Raw genomic sequence first — 18,793 nt, forward strand, 5'->3', positions numbered from 1 at the left:
CGGCTGTTCCGGCTGTTCGGCTGATCGGACTGTTCGACTGCTCCGGCTGTTCGGCTGCTCCGGCTCAGTCGTCCGCGGCCGTCTTGGAAGCCGTCGCCTTCTTCGCCGCGGTCGCGGTGGTCTTCTTGGCGGTCGTCTTCTTCGCGGCCGTGGTGGTCTTCTTCGCCGCCGTCTTCTTGGCGGCCGTCTTCTTCGCCGGAGCCTTCTTGGCGGTCGCCCTCTTCGCGGTCTTCTTGGCGGGCCCCTTCGCCCGCTTCTCGGCGAGCAGTTCGAAGCCGCGCTCCGGGGTGATCTCCTCGACGCTGTCGCCGGAGCGCAGCGTCGCGTTGGTCTCCCCGTCGGTGACGTACGGCCCGAAGCGGCCGTCCTTGACCACGACCGGCTTCTCGCTGACCGGGTCGGTGCCCAGCTCCTTCAGCGGCGGCTTGGCGGCCGCGCGACCGCGCTGCTTGGGCTGCGAGTAGATCTCCAGCGCCTCTTCCAGCGTGATCGTGAACAGCTGCTCCTCGGACTGCAGCGAACGCGAGTCCGTGCCCTTCTTCAGGTAGGGGCCGTAGCGGCCGTTCTGCGCGGTGATCTCCTGGCCCTCGGCGTCGGTGCCGACGACGCGCGGCAGCGACATCAGCTTGAGCGCGTCCTGGAGCGTCACCGTGTCGAGGGACATCGACTTGAACAGCGAGGCGGTGCGCGGCTTGACGGCGTTCTTGCCGGTCTTCGGGGTGCCCTCGGGAAGCACCTCGGTGACGTACGGGCCGTAACGGCCGTCCCGGGCGATGATCTGACGGCCCGTCTCGGGATCGGCGCCGAGCTCGAAGTCACCGCTCGGCTTGGCGAGCAGCTCCTCGGCGAGCTCCACGCTCAGCTCGTCGGGCGCCAGGTCCTCGGGCACGTCCGCCCGCTGGTGGTTCTCGGAGTCCTTCTCGCCGCGCTCGATGTAGGGGCCGTAGCGCCCGACCCGCAGCACGATGCCGCTGCCCACCGGGAACGACGAGACCTCGCGGGCGTCGATGGCGCCCAGGTCGGTGACGAGTTCCTTGAGGCCGCCGAGGTGGTCGCCGTCGCCGTTGCCGGCCTCTGCGGCGTTGCCGTTGTCGGTGCCCTCGCCGAAGTAGAACCGCTTCAGCCACGGCACGGACTGCGCCTCACCGCGGGCGATGCGGTCGAGGTCGTCCTCCATCTTGGCGGTGAAGTCGTAGTCGACGAGCCGCCCGAAGTGCTTCTCCAGGAGGTTGACGACGGCGAAGGACAGGAAGGACGGGACGAGTGCCGTGCCCTTCTTGAACACATAGCCGCGGTCGAGGATGGTGCCGATGATCGAGGCGTACGTCGACGGGCGGCCGATCTCGCGCTCTTCCAGTTCCTTGACCAGGCTGGCCTCGGTGTAGCGGGCCGGGGGCTTGGTCGAGTGGCCGTCGGCGGTGATCTCCTCGGCGGTGAGGGCGTCGCCCTCGGCGACCTGCGGCAGCCGGCGCTCGCGGTCGTCCAGCTCGGCGTTCGGGTCGTCGGCGCCCTCGACGTAGGCCTTGAGGAAGCCGTGGAAGGTGATCGTCTTGCCGGACGCGCTGAACTCGACGTCCCGGCCGTCGGAGGCCGTGCCGCCGATCTTCACCGTGACGGAGTTGCCGGTCGCGTCCTTCATCTGGGAGGCGACGGTCCGCTTCCAGATCAGCTCGTAGAGCTTGAACTGGTCGCCGGTCAGACCGGTCTCGGCCGGGGTGCGGAAACGATCACCCGAGGGGCGGATCGCCTCGTGCGCCTCCTGCGCGTTCTTGACCTTCCCGGCGTACGTCCGCGGCCGGTCCGGCAGGTAGTCGGCGCCGTACAGCTGCGTCACCTGGGCGCGGGCGGCGCTCACGGCGGTGTCGCTCAGCGTCGTGGAGTCCGTACGCATGTAGGTGATGTAGCCGTTCTCGTACAGCTTCTGCGCGACCTGCATGGTGGCCTTCGCGCCGAAGCCGAGCTTGCGGCTCGCCTCCTGCTGCAGCGTCGTCGTACGGAACGGGGCGTACGGCGAGCGGCGGTACGGCTTGGACTCGACCGAGCGCACCGCGAACCGCGTGTGCTCCAGCGCGGCGACGAGGGCGCGGGCGTTCGCCTCGTCGAGGTGGAGGGTGTTGGCGCCCTTGAGCTGTCCCAGGGAGTCGAAGTCGCGGCCCTGCGCGATGCGCCTGCCGTCGACGGTCTGCAGGCGGGCGATCAGCGAGGAGGGGTCCGAGGGGTCGCCCGCGCGGCCGGTCGCGAAGGTGCCCGTCAGGTCCCAGTACTCGGCGGAGCGGAACGCGATGCGCTCGCGCTCCCGCTCGACGACGAGCCGGGTCGCCACGGACTGGACACGGCCGGCCGACAGACGCGGCATGACCTTCTTCCACAGGACCGGCGAGACCTCGTAGCCGTAGAGGCGGTCGAGGATGCGGCGGGTCTCCTGGGCGTCGACCATGCGCTTGTTGAGATCGCGCGGGTTGGCGACGGCCTCGCGGATCGCGTCCTTGGTGATCTCGTGGAACACCATGCGCTTGACCGGGACCTTGGGCTTGAGCACCTCCAGGAGGTGCCAGGCGATGGCCTCGCCCTCGCGGTCCTCATCGGTGGCGAGGAAGAGCTCGTCGGAGTCGCGCAGCAGGTCCTTCAGCTTCTTGACCTGGGCCCGCTTGTCGGCGTTGACCACGTAGATGGGCTGGAAGTCGTGTTCGACGTCCACGCCGAGGCGGCGGACCTCGCCGGTGTACTTCTCCGGCACCTCCGCGGCGCCGTTGGGAAGGTCGCGGATGTGCCCGACGCTCGCCTCGACGATGTAGCCGGGGCCGAGGTAGCCCTTGATCGTCTTCGCCTTGGCAGGCGACTCGACGATGACGAGTCGGCGGCCGCCGTGTGCGGTCTCGCTGGTCGGGGACAACTTCGCTCTTCTCTCCGGTCGACGCTGGGGCCCCCGGGGTGCTTCGTCCCGAGGTCGGGGTGACGCTGCGGAGTGTGACGGTACATCCCGCCCCCGTGTCAAACGGGAAAAGCCCGCAACGGCCACTCGAACGGTAACCCGACTTCCGTCATTCCTGCCGCCCGGAGTACCCACAGGCCTTTTCGAGCCGGACCGGAAGATCGCCTGCCGATTATCGGAGCCGCAGCTCCGGGGCGGAGTTCAGAGCGGTTTCAGAGCTGGAGGAAGCACCAGGCCCCGGCCGCCAGAGCGATCACCGAGGCGAGGCTCGCGATGGTCGCCGATGCGACGGGGCTCACACCGTGGGCCACGGGCTCGCCGTGCCGCGCCCGGGCCACGGTCCATACCAGCAGCGCCCCTCCGAACAGGGCGAACACCACTCCGGCGAAGATCGCCGGTCCGCTCTCCATGGCTCCCCGTGCCTCTTTTCCCTGTCCGCGCGTGCCCAGCACGGGGAGAGTGGCACGCGCGGACGGCGCACAGGCGAACCCGGGGTGAACTCGGGGCCGACGAGTCGGGGACTCACCCGGCTCGGACCGGCCCGGGCCCGTGATCCGGCTCAGACCGATCCGGGCCCGGGTATCTTTCCGGTCGTCCTCTGGTTGTCGCTCCGGCTCACCGTGCACACCGCCTCGGTGAAGCCGCGGTCCCAGTCGGTCTGGTCGGCGACCCAGCCGTAGACGATCCGCTCGGGTCCGGGCGCCCAGGTCGACTCGAATTTGTTGCTGCACAGCTTGTTCGCGTTGTCGACGCCCTTCTTGTAGCTCATTTTCCCGGGGGCCCGGACGGACCCTATGACCTGCTCGGTATGGGGTTTGCCGCAGTCGGTGAGCGGGGCCTTGTAACCGTCCTCGACTTCCTTGTAGTCCCAGCAGTCACCGACGCTCATCTGACCGACCCACAAATTCGAGCCCTCGTCCCGGAAACGGCCCACTTCGCCGCCGATCGCGGCATGCCGGCCCAGTACGAGACATGCCGTAGCGCTGTCGGCCGCGGCGAACCCCTCCTCGGTCGGCAGCAGGGCGTAGCCGCCCGCGTCGGGCAGGGCGTCGACGACCGCCGCGCTCTGGCTCGCGCAGCGCTTGGTGCCCTGGGCGCGCGCCTCGGCGTAGTCGGTCGCCGTGTCGAGCGCCACCACCTGGCCGTCCGGCCAGTCGTCGGCGCAGTCCACCACGCCGAGGTTCGGCGCCGACTTGAACGGTGTCCCGGACCAGACCGCCTTCACGCAGTCCCCGGTCTGCAGCGGCTTGCTGAGCCCGACCACGTCGCCGTACGGCAGGACGGGACCGGTCGGCTTCGGGGACGCCGACGACACGCCCGCCGAGGGCTTCTTCTTCGTGGCCGCGCTGTTCTTCGAGTCGCTGTCGTCCCCGCCGGCCAGCGTGACCACACCCCAGGTGCCACCGGCGACGACGAGGACCGCGCCCACGACCAGCGCGACGATCGCCAGCCGCTTCCGGCGGGGCGACGGTGCGCCGGGCGGCGGCACCGGAATACCCGTCCCGGGCGCGGTCGGAGCCCCCGCGCTCCAGTGGCCGGCCGGGGCGCCGCCCCCGTACGGCGGCGGGGACGCGCTCCCCTGGCCGAGCGGCTGGGCACCGCCTCCGCCGTACGGCTGCGATGCGCCACCGCTGCCGTACGGCGAGCCCGGCTGCGCGTACGGGTTGGCCGGATCGGCGGGGCGCTGCGGGGCGGGCTGCCGCCACAGGTCGTACGCCGGTGAGCCGGGCGCCCCCGCGGGCGTGGCCGGTCCTGCGGCGCGGGCCCCCGGGGTGTCGGGCCCGCCGGGCGGAGTCTGCGGTGTCTGCGGCGTGTGGGGCGTCCCCGGCGGTGTGTGCGGGACGGGTGCCCCGGGGGGCGTGGGCGGCGCACCGGGCGTCTGCGCGGCGCCCGGCGGACCTGCGTGGGCGCCGAACCCTCCGCTCTCGCCACCGGCCGCTCCCTGCCCCGGTGCGGGGCCCGCTCCCGGCTGCGCCGCCGGTGTGCCCGGGCCCTCGGCGGACGCCGCCGCTCCGCCGAACGCCTCGGGCGGCGGTCCGAACGCGCGCGGCGGGAAGCCGTAGCCGCCTGCCGCCGATGCGTCCGATCCCGGCGGCGGGCCGTAGCCCCCCGCTGCCGCGCCCCACTCCGGCGCCCCGAACCCCGCACCCGCCGCGCCGCGCACCACCCGCTCCAGGCCGCGCGCGACGGTCTCCGGCGAGGACCGGCGCACGGGATCCTTGACCAGCAACCCCTGCAGCACCGGCGCCAGTTCGCCCGCGCGCAGGCTCGGGGTGGGCTCCTCGCCGAGCAGGGCCGTGAGGGTGGCGTAGTCGCCGTTCCGGTCGAAGGGGCCGCGGCCCTCGACGGCGGCGTACAGCGTGGCGCCGAGGGAGAACAGGTCGGCGGCCGGGGTGGGCGGCTCGCCCCGCGCCCGCTCGGGGGCGAGATAGCCGGGCGTGCCGAGGATGCCGGCGGTGGCGGTGAGCCGGGGCTCGCGGGACTCGGGCTGCAGGGCGATGCCGTAGTCGGTGAGCAGCACGCGCGCGTACGGGTCGCCCGAAGCGTCGGACGCCAGAAGGATGTTGGCCGGTTTCACATCCCTGTGGAGGATGCCGATGCGGTGCCCCGCGGTGAGCGCGTCGAGGACGGCGAGCCCGATCCGGGCCACCTGGACGGGCGGCAGCGGGCCAGAGCGCCGTACGACCGCCTGGAGGTCGACCGCGTCCGGCACGTACTCCATGACGATCCAGGGCAGGCCCTCGTGCACCACCACGTCGTGGACCGTCGCCACGTGCGGGTGGCCGCGCAGGCGGGCCGCGTGCCGGGCCTCGCTGCGGGCGCGGGCGATGCGCTGGGCGGGCTCGCTCGCGTCCACCGGCAGGTCCGGAAGCGCGATCTCCTTCAGGGCGACCTCGCAGGCCAGCTCCTCGTCGTGGGCGAGCCAGACCCGGCCCATGCCGCCCGCGCCGAGCGTCCGCAGCAGCCGGTACCGGCCGTTGATGACCCTGCCCTCGCCCTGGTCCGGCGTATCCCCCGCCATCGTGCCTCCCCCGAGACAGCGCGCCTCCCCCGAGGACGCGTGGAACCTGTCTCTCGAAGGTAGCCTCGCACGTGCCACTGACAGGAGCCCTTTTCGGTACCAATACCGTCATGAGCGGACACATGGTCACCTATAGGCACCAAGAGGACTCAGGCGTACGGAATCACCCCAGCCGTCGCCCCGAGGCCCTCACGCGGGCTCGATGAACCCCTGCTCCACCAGCAGCCTGATCTGCGCCGGGGTGCGGTCGCGCAGCAACACCGGGTCCTCGCCCATCAGTTGGGCGATCGCGTCCAGGATGCGGCCCGCGCTCAGCGAGCCGTCGCAGACGCCCGCGAAGCCCGCGCCGACCGTGTCCACCTTGGTGGCGCGGCGCATGCCGCGGTGCTGCCGCAGCACCACGTGCTCCGGGTCCTCGGCGCCGGGCAGCCCGACCTGCTCCTGGACGATCTCGGCGGCGAGCCTGAAGTGCCCCTCCAGCAGCGCCGCGTCGTCGTGCGCCCGCAGATAGTCGAGGCGGTCGAAGTGCGCCCGCACCGTCTCGCCCAGCGGCTGCTCGACCGGGTGCGGCCACTCCTCCACGGTGATCGAGGGCACCGCGGCCCCCGTCCGGCGCAGGGTGATCCAGCCGAACCCGACGGCCCTGACCTTGCGCGCCTCGAACTCGTCCAGCCATGCGTCGTAGCGCGCCGCGTACTCGGCCGGGTCCCCGCGGTGGTCGCCGGCGTCCCTGAGCCACAGCTCCGCGTACTGCGTGACGTCCTGCACCTCGCGCTGCACGATCCAGGCGTCGCAGCCGCGCGGCACCCAGGACCTGAGCCGGTCCTGCCAGTCCTCCCCCTCCACGTGCTGCCAGTTGGCGAGGAACTGCGCGAACCCGCCCTCGCCGAGGCGCTCGCCCGCACCTTGAACGATCGACCGGCACAGATCGTCCCCGCCCATCCCGCCGTCGCGATACGTCAGCCGGGCGCCCGGCGAGATCACGAAGGGCGGGTTCGACACGATCAGGTCGTACGTCTCGTCCTCGCGCAGCGGCTCGAAGAGCGAGCCCTCGCGCAGGTCGGCCGCGGGGGCGCCGGACAACGCCAGCGTGAGGGCGGTGATGTGCAGCGCGCGCGGGTTGAGGTCGGTCGCCGTCACGCGCGTGGCGTGCTGTGCGGCGTGCAGTGCCTGGATCCCGGAGCCGGTGCCGATGTCGAGTGCGGCGGAGACGGGCCGGCGCACGGTGATGCCCGCGAGCGTCGTGGAGGCACCGCCGACACCGAGGACGACGCCCTCCTCACGGCTGCCGATCCCGCCGGCGCCACCGACGGCGCACCCGAGGTCGGAGACGATGAACCAGTCCTCGCCGCCGGGCCCGCCGTAGGGCCGAACGTCCACGCTCGCCGCGATCTCGTCCTTGCCCGCGGGCACCAGCCACCCGCTCTCCAGACACGCCTCGACGGGCAGAACGCCCGCCACGCGCGCGTGCGGCACCGGCTGCTGCAGCAGGAAGAGCCGTACGAGCACTTCCAGCGGTGTGTCGCCGCGGGTCGCCCTGAGGGCGGGCACGGTCTCGCTGCGCGCGAGCGCCGCGTACGCGGGGGCGCCGAGCAGCTCGAGCAGCCCGTCGGCGGTGAAGGACGCCGCGAGCAGGGCGTCCCGCAGACGCGCGGCGACGTCGGACGGGCCGGAGGCGTCGGACCGGCCGGAGGCGTCGGACCGGCCGGAGGCGGGGGCGGCGGGCAGGGCAGGCAGGCCTGAGGTACTCACGCCCCCATTGTGGCGGGGACGGAGGGCCGCCTGCAGCTCCTGGCCCCTGTCGTCAGCTCGCGGTCGCGGGAGCCGAGGCGGAGGCGCTCTTGCAGCTCTCCTGCTTCGCCATCGCCTTGCCGACGTCGCCCTCCTCGAGGGTCTTCAGCGCGTCGTTCCCGCTCTTGCTCAGCTTGTCCAGCGAGGTCGCGATGTCCTTGAGGCCGTCGGCGAACTTCGCCTGGTCCTTGGTCTCCAGCTTGTCGACCTGGGTCTTGAGCGAGGCGTACGAGGCGGAGATGTCGTTGAGCTCCTTGACGGCGTCCTTCTGCTTCTTCTCGCCGCCGTCGACGGCGGGCGCACCGGCGTTCTGCACGGCGGCACCGATCGCCTTGTAAGCGTCGGACATGTCCTGGAAGGCCTGCGCGTCGGTCTTCTGCACGTCCGCCGGCGCGCTGTTGTCCGAGGTCTGCTTCTGGATCGCGGCGTTGGCGGCCTCGATCTTCTTGGCCTGCGGCTGCACCGCGTCGCAGACCTGCTTGGCCCAGGCATCCAGCTTGTCGTTGCCGTCGTCGCTGCTGCATCCCGACAGCGCCAGTACCAGTACCGCACCGCCGGACAGTGCGGCCGCGAGCTTCTTGTTCACCGGATTGGTCCCTTCCATGGCTCTCGGCCCCGGAACATACACGGCGCCCGCACGACAACCGCACGTCCGGCATCCGGGAAGTACCGCTTTGAAGCCATTTGCACCAGGCGAGAGAAGGCTCACGATGGGAGTGTGAACGCACGAGACGGGCGGGAGACGCGTCAATACGCGTCTCCCGCCCGCTTCTTGAGCCAGGCCGACCGATGCCGCCTACGAAACCACCGCGGGATCCGCCGAGTTGTTGGCCACCCTGTCGGCGCCTCCCTCGTCGCCCACGGCGATACCGCGCCGCTTGGAGACGTAGACCGCCCCGACGATGACCAGCAGCGCGAGGACCGCGATCAGGATCCGTACGCCGACACTCTTGTCGTCGCCGTAGCTGAACTTGATCACCGCGGGTGCGATGAGCAGCGACACCAGGTTCATCACCTTCAGCAGCGGGTTGATCGCGGGGCCCGCGGTGTCCTTGAAGGGGTCGCCGACCGTGTCGCCGATCACCGTGGCCGCATGGGCCTCACTGCCCTTGCCGCCGTGGTGACCGTCCTCGACCAGCTTCTTGGCGTTGTCCCAGGCGCCACCGGAGTTGGCGAGGAACACGGCCATCAGCGTGCCCGTGCCGATCGCGCCGGCCAGATAGGAACCGAGCGCTCCGACACCGAGCGTGAACCCGATGAAGATGGGCGCCATGACCGCCAGCAGACCTGGTGTCGTGAGCTCCCTGAGGGCGTCCTTGGTGCAGATGTCGACGACCTTGCCGTACTCCGGCTTCTCCGAGAAGTCCATGATCCCGGGCTTCTCGCGGAACTGCCGGCGCACCTCGTAGACCACCGATCCCGCCGACCGCGACACCGCGTTGATCGCCAGCCCCGAGAAGAGGAAGACGACCGCCGCGCCCGCGACGAGACCGACGAGGTTGTTGGGCTGCGAGATGTCCATCATCAGGTTCATCGGTGCGCCCGGTCCGGACAGCTTCTCGCCGACGTCCTGCGCGCCGGTCGTGATCGCGTCACGGTACGACCCGAAGAGCGCCGACGCCGCCAGGACGGCGGTGGCGATGGCGATGCCCTTGGTGATGGCCTTGGTGGTGTTGCCGACCGCGTCCAGGTTGGTGAGCACCTGCGCGCCCGCCCCCTCGACGTCGCCGGACATCTCGGCGATGCCCTGCGCGTTGTCGGAGACCGGTCCGAAGGTGTCCATCGCGACGATCACGCCGACCGTGGTGAGCAGGCCGGTGCCGGCCAGCGCCACCGCGAACAGTGCGAGCATGATCGACGTACCGCCGAGCAGGAACGCCCCGTAGACGCCGAGGCCGATCAGCAGGGCGGTGTAGACGGCCGATTCCAGACCGATCGAGATACCGGCGAGGACGACGGTGGCCGGGCCGGTCAGCGAGGTCTTGCCGATGTCCTTGACGGGACGGCGGTTGGTCTCGGTGAAGTAGCCGGTCAGCTGCTGGATGACGGCGGCCAGCAGGATGCCGATGGCCACGGCGACGAGCGCGAGGATCCGCGGATCGCCGTCCTTGCCGCTGATCGCGGCATCGGTGACGCCGTCCAGGTCCGAGTACTTCGACGGGAGATAGACGAAGACCGCGACGGCCACCAGCACGAGTGAGATCACCGCGGAGATGAAGAACCCGCGGTTGATCGCGGACATGCCGCTGCGGTCGGCGCGGCGCGGGGCCACGGCGAAGATGCCGATCATCGCCGTGATCACGCCGATCGCGGGCACGAGCAGCGGGAAGGCCAGTCCGGAGTCGCCGAACGCCACCTTGCCGAGGATCAGCGCGGCGACCAGGGTCACGGCGTACGACTCGAAGAGGTCGGCCGCCATACCCGCGCAGTCGCCGACGTTGTCGCCCACGTTGTCGGCGATGGTCGCGGCATTGCGTGGATCATCCTCCGGGATGCCCTGCTCGACCTTTCCGACCAGGTCGGCGCCGACGTCGGCGGCCTTGGTGAAGATGCCGCCGCCGACACGCATGAACATCGCGATCAGAGCGGCGCCGAGGCCGAAGCCTTCGAGCACTTTCGGCGCGTCGGCCGCGTACACCAGCACCACGCAGGAGGCGCCCAGCAGACCGAGCCCCACTGTGAACATGCCGACGACGCCGCCCGTGCGGAAAGCGATCTTCATGGCTTTGTGCGAGACGGCGGTGAGATCCTTTTCGGGCTCACCTTCCGCGGGAGTCGCTTCCCGGGCCGCCGCGGTGACACGGACATTGCTGCGCACGGCGAGCCACATGCCGATATAGCCGGTGGCCGCCGAGAACGCCGCGCCGATCAAAAAGAAGATCGATCGCCCGGCGCGCTGATTCCAGTCGTCCGCAGGAAGCAGCATGAGCAGGAAGAACACGACGACGGCGAATACGCCGAGCGTGCGCAGCTGCCGGGCCAGATAGGCGTTGGCGCCTTCCTGGACCGCCGCCGCGATCTTTTTCATGCTGTCGGTGCCCTCGCCCGCCGCGAGTACCTGGCGCACCAGGACACCTGCGACCACGAGCGCGGCCAGCGCGACGACTCCGATGATCATCACCATGATCCGGTTGTCGTCTGTCAGCACTGCCGCTGCGAGGTTAGTGGGGTGGTCCAACTGATGAGGGGTAGAAAGCCCCGCCATTCGTCCTCCTTGACGCTTGGGCTGAGCTCAAGATGTGGACGGATTGTAGGTACCGCGACCTGATCAAAACAGTCCGCGGTAAGCGGAATTAGCCTTCACATGCTCTTCAGCAAATGATCGACATCACGTCACAGAACCCGAAAGAGGTAATGCCCCAAAGGCATTGACGCCTGAATTTGCCCTTGATCAAATTATCGGGCGATTGATCGTGAATTCCTTCACGAATTCGCGGGAACGTCCGGAAACGCATCGAGGGCCCTGCTCAGCAGGGCCCTCGACGGTGCTACGAGCGGTGCGGTCAGGCGAGCGCCGCGGCGGGCGGTGTGGTCGGCCAGGTCATCCGGATCTGACCGCCGTGCTCCCCTGCGGTGACCTCGACGTCGTCGACGAGACCGCTGATGACCGCGAGGCCCATCTCGTCCTCCTCGGTCTCCACGTCGTCGCCGGCCGATCCCGGCGCCCGGTCCCCGGGAGCCGAGCGCGGTGCCTCGTCGCCGACCTCGATGGAGAACTGCTTCTCCTCCTCGACCAACTGAACCTTCACGGGCGCCGTGATCCCGGCGTTCTGGTGCAGTCCGACGGCACGGGTGCAGGCCTCGCCGACGGCGAGTCTCACCTCGTCGAGGACGGCCTCGTCCACTCCGGCCCTGCGCGCCACCGCTGCCGCCACCAGCCGGGCGGTCCTGACGTGCTCGGGCAGCGCGCTGAAGCGGAGTTCAACGGTGGCCATGCATCCCCCTCAGACTTCGGGCGTGCTGTCGGGGGGCCGGACCGCCGAAAGCCCGGACCCCCTGTTCGTACTTCTTCCGTCCCGGGAGCGGTCCTTTCCCGCTCCGTGGGGCGGTGGTCAGTCGGTGGCCGCCACCGCTTCCTCGACCGAGGTGTGGATCGGGAACACCTTGGTGAGGCCGGTGATGCGGAAGATCTTCAGAATGCGCTCCTGGTTGCACACCAGACGCAGCGAGCCCTCATGGGCGCGCACGCGCTTCAGGCCGCCGACCAGCACGCCGAGCCCGGTGGAGTCGAGGAAGTCCACGCCCTCCATGTCGACGACGAGGTGGAAACTCCCGTCGTTCACCAGCTCGACCAGCTGCTCGCGCAGCTTGGGCGCGGTATATACATCGATTTCGCCACCGACCTCGACGACCGTACGATCGCCGACGGTACGAGTCGACAGGGACAGGTCCACGGATCCTCCAGCACCTTGCTATCGAGCGGTCGTTCCTCGGGACATCTCGGCTTCCGCCCCCGGAACGGTTCGCCAGCCGCGATGGCATTCAATCACTTACCGGCAGGCGTGCACGACGCCTTGGTCCCATTGTCCGTCACTCCAGTGACACACTCGGTGCCGATGGCCAAGAATCTCCGCTCCGATCGATCCCCGACGGGCCCCGCTCCCCGGCCGGAACCGGGCACGGTCCTGGGCCGGCTGGCCTCCGGGCCGAGCCGGGCTTCGCGCATCACTCATACGGAGCACTTGCCCCCGCGCGAGGGTCGCCATGCCGTCTGGCCTGACCGGATTCGTTCGGAGGTCGTCGCGGCAGTGCAGTCCTGCGGCATCGAGCATCCCTGGGCCCACCAGGCACTGGCCGCCGAACACGCCCTGGACGGCGACTCGGTGGTCGTCGCCACGGGCACGGCGTCCGGCAAGTCCCTGGCCTATCTGGTGCCGGTGCTCTCCACGTTGCTGGACGGTTCCGAGGCCCCGAACGGCCGCGGCGCCACCGCCCTCTACCTGGCGCCGACGAAAGCTCTTGCGGCCGATCAGTGTCGATCGGTGAAGGAACTTTCACAATCTCTGGGAAATGCCGTCCGCCCTGCGGTGTACGACGGTGACACTCCGTTCGAGGAACGCGAGTGGGTCCGCCAGTACGCCAACTACGTCCTCACCAATCCGGACATGCTGCACCGCGGCATACTCCCCTCCCACCCCCGCTGGTCCTCCTTCCTGAAGTCGCTGAAGTACGTCGTCATCGACGAGTGCCACACCTACCGGGGCGTGTTCGGCTCCCATGTCGCCCAGGTACTGCGCCGACTGCGCCGTCTGTGCGCCCGCTACGGCTCCTCTCCCGTCTTCCTGCTGGCCTCCGCGACGGCCGCGGACCCGGCGGTGGCCGGCCGCCGCCTGACCGGCCTTCCCGTCGTGGAGGTGGCCGACGACGCCTCGCCCCGCGGTGAACTGGTGTTTGCCCTGTGGGAGCCCCCGCTCACCGAGATGCAGGGCGAGAAGGGCGCCCCGGTCCGCCGCACCGCCACCGCCGAGACGGCCGACCTGCTCACCGACCTCGCCGTGCAGGGCGTGCGGTCCGTCGCCTTCGTACGCTCCCGGCGCGGCGCCGAGCTGATCTCCGTGATCGCCCAGGAGCGCCTCGCCGAGGTCGACCGCTCCCTGGCCCGGCGCGTGGCCGCCTATCGCGGCGGCTACCTCCCCGAGGAGCGCCGCGCCCTGGAGCAGGCTCTGCACTCCGGCGAACTCCTGGGGCTCGCCGCGACCACCGCCCTCGAACTCGGCATCGACGTCTCCGGGTTGGACGCCGTGGTGATCGCCGGCTACCCGGGCACGCGCGCCTCCCTGTGGCAGCAGGCGGGCCGCGCCGGACGCGCCGGGCAGGGGGCGCTGGCCGTCCTGGTCGCCCGGGACGACCCCCTGGACACCTTCCTCGTCCACCATCCCGAGGCGCTGTTCGACCAGCCCGTGGAGTCCACGGTCCTCGACCCCGACAACCCGTACGTCCTGGCCCCGCACCTGTGTGCCGCCGCCGCGGAACTGCCGCTCACCGACGAGGACTTCGCGCTGTTCGGTCCCGCCTGCGAGGAACTGCTGCCGCAGCTGGAGGCCGCGAAGCTGCTGCGCCGCCGTACGAAGGCCTGGCACTGGACACGCCGGGAGCGGGCCGCCGACCTCACCGACATCCGCGGCGAGGGCGGCCGTCCGGTCCAGGTCGTCGAGTCCGGCACCGGGCGGCTGCTCGGCACGGTCGACGCGGGCGCCGCGCACACGACCGTCCACGAGGGCGCGGTCCACCTCCACCAGGGCCGTACCTATCTGGTCCGCTCGCTCGACCTGGAGGACTCCGTCGCCCTGGTCGAGCAGGCGAGCCCGTCGTACTCGACGATCGCCCGCGACACGACGTCCATCGCCGTCCTGGAGACGGACACCGAGATCCCCTGGGGCTCCGGCCGCCTCTGCTACGGCTCCGTCGAGGTCACCAACCAGGTCGTCTCCTTCCTGCGCCGCCGTCTCGTGACCGGCGAAGTGCTCGGCGAGACCAAACTCGACCTCCCTCCTCGTACGCTGCGCACGCGCGCGGTGTGGTGGACGGTCACCGAGGACCAGCTGGACGAGGCCCGGATCAACCCGGAGATCCTCGGCGGCGCCCTGCACGCCGCCGAGCACGCCTCCATCGGCATGCTGCCCCTCTTCGCGACCTGCGACCGCTGGGACATCGGCGGCGTCTCGATCCCGCTCCACCCCGACACGCTCCTGCCCACGGTCTTCGTCTACGACGGCCACCCGGGCGGGGCGGGGTTCGCCGAGCGCGCCTTCCACACCGCCCGCGCCTGGCTCACCGCCACCCGTCAGGCCATCGCCTCCTGCGAGTGCGAGGCCGGCTGCCCGTCCTGCATCCAGTCCCCCAAGTGCGGCAACGGCAACGACCCGCTGCACAAGAGGGGCGCCGTACGCCTGCTCACCGTGCTCTTGCGGGGAGCGCCGGAGGAGGAGGCGGCGGACGAGGAGAAGGAGGCGGAGGAGGTCAAGGAGGAGGCGGAGGAGGCGGAGGAGGCGGCGGAGGCGGCGGAGGCGGCGGAGGCGGCGGAGGCGGCGGAGGCGGCGAACGACGGGGGGGAGACCGGGGTGTCGTCGGCATTCACGGCCTCACCCCCGGCCGCGCAGGCGCCAACCCCGGGCCGGGCCCCGCAGGCGTCGGCCTCACCCCCGGCCCCGCAGGCGTCGGCCTCGGACCGGGCCCCGCAGGTCCCGCCCGTGCCCTGACCTCAGCCGCGAACGGCCCCCGCCCCGAGGCCGCCGTCACGTCCGAGATCTCTCCGACGACCACGCACCGCACCAGCCGGCTGCCCTGCGCCCGGGCCAGCCGTTCGGCCCGGGTGCAGGCCGCCCGACGGCCGTCCGCCCAGTGATCCGCCGCCGCGAGCGCCGCGAGGTCCGCGGCGCCGGCCGCGCGATGGCGGATCGCAACGGCCTGCCCCAGAGCGAGCACGACACCGAACACCACGCACAGCACGGCGATCGCACCGACGCTCCAGACGGTGGCCGAACCACGGTCCCCGCCCCTGCTGCCGCGCCACCACCGGTGGCCCCAAAAGATGGGCGTCATGACCCGACCCCCACCGTCTCCTCGGCCTGGGCCACGGCCTCCTCCCGTACGTCGAAGGGCAGGCCGTGCAGCACGGGCGGCTTCGCCACCACGACCACACGGACCCGGTCCCCCTCCCGGTCGACCGTGACCCGCGCCCCGCGTGGGGCCGTCGCGCGGGCCAACTCGGTCACCGAACCCGCCGGGTCCTGCCGGGCCGCCGCCCGCGCTCCCATCCGCGCCGCGTCCACGCACTGGATCTGCGCGGCCACCACCAGCAGCCCCCACACCAGTGCCGTCGTGAACGCCACCAGCACGGGCAGCACGACAGCCGACTCCGCCGTCACGAACCCCGCATCCACGCCCTTCCCGCGTCCGCGCTCACACCTTCGCATCGAGCGCCTGCTTCACGATTCCCTGCAGCTCCGCGCTGACCTGCCCGCTCGTCACCACCTTGTAGAGGACCACCGCGAACGCCACCGCCGCCACGATCCCCATCGCGTACTCCGAGGTGACCATCCCCGCGTCCCTGCGCGCCGACCGTGCCCTGCTCACCAGCGCGCACAGCCGCGCCCGTACCACCTTGTTCATCTCAACCCCCGTGAGGTTCCGTCCCGTTCACTGCTCACCGCTCTTCGCCGACCGTGCCGTACCTGTCATCCACCACCTCCTCCCAGCACCCCACCCGCGAGCCCGATCACCACGGGCAGGACGCCGACCGCGATGAAGGCGGGCAGGAAGCACAGCCCCACCGGGGCCGAGACCATGACGGCCGCTCTCCGGGCCCGCGCCGTCGCGGCGCGCGCCCAGTCGGCGCGGACGTCCGCCGCGAGCCGTGCCACCGGTACGGCGGCCGGCAGTCCGGACACGTCCGCCCGCTCCAGCAGCCGCGCCAGCGCCTGCGCGCCCGGCAGCGCGGCCAGCCTGCGCCAGGCCTCGGCCGGTTCCCCGCCGAGCCGCACCTCGGCCGCACCCCGCGCCAGCGCCTCGCCGACCGGACCTCCCAGGGCCTCGCCCACGGCCCTCGCGGCGCTCACAGGTCCCGCACCGGCGGCGATACAGGCGGCCACCAGGTCGGCGGAGAGCGGAAGTTGACGGACCGCCTCACCCGGGTCGTACGCCTCCGCGCCGTCCTCAGCCGTCCGGCTTCTTCGCCACCGCCACAACCCAGCGGCGACGACCAGCCCCATTAGGACACCGGCGAGGCCGCCGACCAGAACCCACCCGGCGCACACCACTCCCACCAGGGGCATCCAACGCCGCACCGTCTCCCGCACCGCGAAGCGCGGCCCGGACCGCGCGGCTGCGGCGTCGGTCACCAGCCGCGCCAACCGCTTCCGCACTCTGCGCTCCCGCCGTACCGTCTCCAGCCGGCGCAGCAGCCACCCGAGGGCGAACAGCACCCCCAGGGGCACCCCCAGCCTGTGGACAACTTCCGCGCTCACGCCGCCTCCGCTCCCCGCACGATCCGCATCGCCCACCACGTCCCCAGGGCCTCCAGCACCCCGCCGATCAGCAGGCAGCCCAGCCCGGCCCCGGTGTGCAGCAGCACATGGAGCGGGTCGGCACCGAGAGCGGCGCCGAGGGCGAGGCCGAGAACCGGCAGTCCCGCGAGCATCACCGCTGTGGACCGCGCGCCCGCCAACTGGGCCCGCAGATCGACACGTTGGTCCCGCTCCGCGCGCAACGCCCCTTCCAGCCGGTCCAGTCCGGCCGCGAGGCCCGCACCCTGGTCCACAGCGACCCGCCAGCAGGCCGCGAGCCCCAGCAGGCCCTCGGCGCCCGGTTGCCGTGCCGCCACCGCCAGGGCGCCCGGCACATCGCCGCCGAAGCGCGCCGCTGCCAGCACCGCCGCCTGCGAGGTCCCGAGCCCTCCCGAGTCCCACGCCGCGCGCAGCAGCGCCTCGCCCGGCTGCCGCCCGGTCCGCACCTCCCCGGCGAGCGCACCGCACAGCGCGATCACCGCGTCCCCGCGGCGCTCCCGTGCGGACCGCGCCTGCCCCTTCAGCCGCATCCGCCGCAGCAAGGGCACTCCGGCCGCCCCCGCGACGACCGGCAGCACCGACGTCCCCAGCACCGCCAGCAGCAACCCGGCGGCCAGGGCCCACCACTCGGCCCGCAGCCGACCGCGGATCCGCCGCAGTCCCCCAGCCAGGTCACGCCACGCCGGCGGTCCGCTCGCTCCCACTCCGCCGCCCGCGAGCAGCAACTGCGCCCGCCGCGCCCCCGAATGCCACCCGCCCATCAGCAGGGCCGCCGCACCGACACACACCACGGCCGCCCCCATCGCCGTCCCGCCCGTCCCCGTCACCGCTCCCCCTCGCTCCACAGCAGCCCCCGCAGCCGCTCCCACCCCTGCTCGTACACGAACCCCTCCGGGCCCCACCGCAGCGCCGGCACCGTCCGCACCAGCCCCGACCGATCCCGCTCCAGCACATGCACCTCGGCGATCCGCCGCCGCCCGCTCCGGTCCCGTACGAGATGCAGGACCACCGACAGCGCCGCCGCCAACTGGCTGTGCAGCGCGGCCCGGTCGAGCCCGGCCGCCGTGCCGAGCGCCTCCAGCCGGGCCGGCACGTCGGCCGCGGCATTGGCATGCAGCGTCCCTGAGCCCCCTTCATGTCCCGTGTTCAGCGCGGCCAGCAGATGCACCACCTCGGGCCCGCGCACCTCACCCACGACCAGCCGGTCCGGCCTCATCCGCAGTGCCTGCCGCACCAGGTCCTCGAGCGTGACGAGTCCCGCGCCCTCCTGGTTGGCGGGTCTGGTCTCGAGGCGTACGACATGCGGGTGGTCCGGCCGCAGCTCCGCCGAGTCCTCGGCGAGCACGATCCGCTCGCCGCGCCCGACCAGTCCCAGCAGGGCGCTCAGGAGGGTCGTCTTGCCGCTGCCGGTGCCGCCGCTGATCAGGAAGGACAGCCGTGCCTCGATCAGCGCCCGCAGCACGCCCTCGCCGCCGGGCGGCACCGTGCCCGCCGCGACCAGCTCGCCGAGGGTGAACGCCCGCGGTCTCACCACGCGCAGCGACAGGCTTGTGCAGCCCACGGCCACCGGCGACAGCACCGCATGCAGTCGTGTCCCGTCCGGCAGCCGGGCGTCGGCCCACGGGCGGGCGTCGTCGAGCCGCCGTCCGGCCACCGCGGCCAGGCGCTGGGCCAGACGTCGTACGGCCGCAGGGTCCGGAAAGGCGACCTCCGTCAGCTCCAGCCCGCCGCCCCGGTCCACCCAGACCCGGTCCGGGGCCGTCACCAGCACGTCGGTCACCGACGGATCGGCGAGCAACGCCTCCAGCGGACCGCTGCCGACCAGTTCGGACCGCAACTGCGCGGCCGCGCCGAGGACTTCCGCGTCCCCGAGGACCCGGCCCTGCTCCCGCAGCGCCTGCGCCACGCGCGCGGGTGTCGGCTCCGCCCCGCTCTCGACCAGCCACTGCCGTACGCCGTTCAGGAGCCCCGGCGGCATGCCCCGGCCGCCCGCCGGTTCCTGCGCACCGCCCGTCCGCCGCGCCATCTGCACGGAGCCCGCAC

The 18,793-nt window shown here is 72.0% G+C and carries 14 protein-coding genes and 1 pseudogene; 1 reads left to right on the forward strand and 14 read right to left on the reverse strand.

The window, feature by feature from the left end:
* Window positions 1–64: 64 nt before the first annotated feature.
* The 8 genes from topA to bldG all read right to left on the reverse strand — a co-directional run bounded on the left by topA (window position 65) and on the right by bldG (window position 12,139).
* Window positions 65–2,893 (reverse strand): type I DNA topoisomerase, encoded by a 2,829-nt coding sequence (gene topA, locus MQN93_RS11950; protein ID WP_242709461.1) that lies wholly within the window; start codon window positions 2,891–2,893, stop codon window positions 65–67.
* A gap of 251 nt (window positions 2,894–3,144) precedes the next feature.
* On the reverse strand, window positions 3,145–3,342 hold the full coding sequence (locus MQN93_RS11955) for a hypothetical protein (RefSeq protein ID WP_016437383.1): 198 nt from the start codon (window positions 3,340–3,342) through the stop codon (window positions 3,145–3,147).
* Window positions 3,343–3,491: 149 nt separating this feature from the next.
* Window positions 3,492–5,954 carry a serine/threonine-protein kinase gene (locus MQN93_RS11960; protein WP_242709462.1) on the reverse strand — a complete coding sequence of 821 codons (2,463 nt, stop codon included), beginning with the start codon at window positions 5,952–5,954 and terminating at the stop codon, window positions 3,492–3,494.
* A gap of 189 nt (window positions 5,955–6,143) precedes the next feature.
* Window positions 6,144–7,706: a DUF7059 domain-containing protein gene (locus tag MQN93_RS11965; RefSeq protein ID WP_372504342.1), complete on the reverse strand. Its 1,563-nt coding sequence runs from the start codon at window positions 7,704–7,706 to the stop codon at window positions 6,144–6,146.
* Window positions 7,707–7,758: 52 nt separating this feature from the next.
* Window positions 7,759–8,349: a hypothetical protein gene (locus tag MQN93_RS11970; RefSeq protein ID WP_016437380.1), complete on the reverse strand. Its 591-nt coding sequence runs from the start codon at window positions 8,347–8,349 to the stop codon at window positions 7,759–7,761.
* Window positions 8,350–8,541: 192 nt separating this feature from the next.
* On the reverse strand, window positions 8,542–10,950 hold the full coding sequence (locus MQN93_RS11975; protein ID WP_242709463.1) for a sodium-translocating pyrophosphatase: 2,409 nt from the start codon (window positions 10,948–10,950) through the stop codon (window positions 8,542–8,544).
* A gap of 298 nt (window positions 10,951–11,248) precedes the next feature.
* Complete coding sequence (locus MQN93_RS11980; protein WP_016437378.1) at window positions 11,249–11,680, reverse strand: ATP-binding protein; 432 nt, start codon at window positions 11,678–11,680, stop codon at window positions 11,249–11,251.
* 117 nt (window positions 11,681–11,797) lie between these two features.
* Window positions 11,798–12,139, reverse strand: coding sequence for an anti-sigma factor antagonist BldG (gene bldG / locus MQN93_RS11985; protein WP_003975386.1), 342 nt, complete (start codon window positions 12,137–12,139; stop codon window positions 11,798–11,800).
* Window positions 12,140–12,220: 81 nt separating this feature from the next.
* Between bldG and sftH the strand changes: the two genes are divergently transcribed.
* Window positions 12,221–14,944 (forward strand): DEAD/DEAH box helicase, encoded by a 2,724-nt coding sequence (sftH, locus tag MQN93_RS11990; protein WP_242709464.1) that lies wholly within the window; start codon window positions 12,221–12,223, stop codon window positions 14,942–14,944.
* Here the strand turns inward: sftH and MQN93_RS11995 are convergent.
* The 6 genes and pseudogenes from MQN93_RS11995 to MQN93_RS12020 all read right to left on the reverse strand — a co-directional run.
* Window positions 14,835–15,287, reverse strand: a pseudogene (locus MQN93_RS11995) (Rv3654c family TadE-like protein); the annotation flags it as partial. The gene sftH and the pseudogene MQN93_RS11995 sit on opposite strands and share 110 nt — an antisense overlap.
* Complete coding sequence (locus tag MQN93_RS12000; protein ID WP_242709465.1) at window positions 15,284–15,661, reverse strand: TadE family type IV pilus minor pilin; 378 nt, start codon at window positions 15,659–15,661, stop codon at window positions 15,284–15,286. The pseudogene MQN93_RS11995 and the gene MQN93_RS12000, both read right to left, overlap by 4 nt.
* Window positions 15,648–15,857 carry a DUF4244 domain-containing protein gene (locus MQN93_RS12005; protein ID WP_016437374.1) on the reverse strand — a complete coding sequence of 70 codons (210 nt, stop codon included), beginning with the start codon at window positions 15,855–15,857 and terminating at the stop codon, window positions 15,648–15,650. The genes MQN93_RS12000 and MQN93_RS12005 overlap by 14 nt, the downstream gene beginning before the upstream one ends.
* Window positions 15,858–15,922: 65 nt before the next feature.
* A complete protein-coding gene (locus MQN93_RS12010; RefSeq protein WP_242709466.1) occupies window positions 15,923–16,711 on the reverse strand; it encodes a type II secretion system F family protein in 789 nt (262 codons plus the stop codon).
* Complete coding sequence (locus MQN93_RS12015) at window positions 16,708–17,553, reverse strand: type II secretion system F family protein (RefSeq protein ID WP_242709789.1); 846 nt, start codon at window positions 17,551–17,553, stop codon at window positions 16,708–16,710. Before MQN93_RS12015 ends, MQN93_RS12010 begins: the two co-directional genes overlap by 4 nt.
* A 20-nt stretch (window positions 17,554–17,573) precedes the next feature.
* The gene (locus MQN93_RS12020) at window positions 17,574–18,776 is read right to left on the reverse strand and encodes a TadA family conjugal transfer-associated ATPase (RefSeq protein ID WP_242709790.1); all 1,203 of its coding nucleotides are present in this window, start codon (window positions 18,774–18,776) and stop codon (window positions 17,574–17,576) included.
* Between the last annotated feature and the right edge of the window lie 17 nt (window positions 18,777–18,793).

This window comes from Streptomyces spinosisporus (assembly GCF_022698145.1).
Taxonomy (GTDB): Bacteria; Actinomycetota; Actinomycetes; order Streptomycetales; family Streptomycetaceae; genus Streptomyces; species Streptomyces spinosisporus.

Excerpts from the sequence above, each read along its gene's own strand:
- MQN93_RS11955 (WP_016437383.1), bottom strand. The coding sequence starts at position 3,342 with ATGGAGAGCGGACCGGCGATCTTCGCCGGAGTGGTGTTCGCCCTGTTC.
- MQN93_RS11960 (WP_242709462.1), bottom strand. The coding sequence starts at position 5,954 with ATGGCGGGGGATACGCCGGACCAGGGCGAGGGCAGGGTCATCAACGGC.
- MQN93_RS11970 (WP_016437380.1), bottom strand. The coding sequence starts at position 8,349 with ATGGAAGGGACCAATCCGGTGAACAAGAAGCTCGCGGCCGCACTGTCC.
- MQN93_RS11975 (WP_242709463.1), bottom strand. The coding sequence starts at position 10,950 with ATGGCGGGGCTTTCTACCCCTCATCAGTTGGACCACCCCACTAACCTC.
- MQN93_RS11980 (WP_016437378.1), bottom strand. The coding sequence starts at position 11,680 with ATGGCCACCGTTGAACTCCGCTTCAGCGCGCTGCCCGAGCACGTCAGG.
- sftH (WP_242709464.1), top strand. The coding sequence starts at position 12,221 with ATGGCATTCAATCACTTACCGGCAGGCGTGCACGACGCCTTGGTCCCA.
- MQN93_RS12000 (WP_242709465.1), bottom strand. The coding sequence starts at position 15,661 with ATGCGAAGGTGTGAGCGCGGACGCGGGAAGGGCGTGGATGCGGGGTTC.
- MQN93_RS12005 (WP_016437374.1), bottom strand. The coding sequence starts at position 15,857 with ATGAACAAGGTGGTACGGGCGCGGCTGTGCGCGCTGGTGAGCAGGGCA.
- MQN93_RS12015 (WP_242709789.1), bottom strand. The coding sequence starts at position 17,553 with ATGGGGGCGGCCGTGGTGTGTGTCGGTGCGGCGGCCCTGCTGATGGGC.
- MQN93_RS12020 (WP_242709790.1), bottom strand. The coding sequence starts at position 18,776 with ATGGCGCGGCGGACGGGCGGTGCGCAGGAACCGGCGGGCGGCCGGGGC.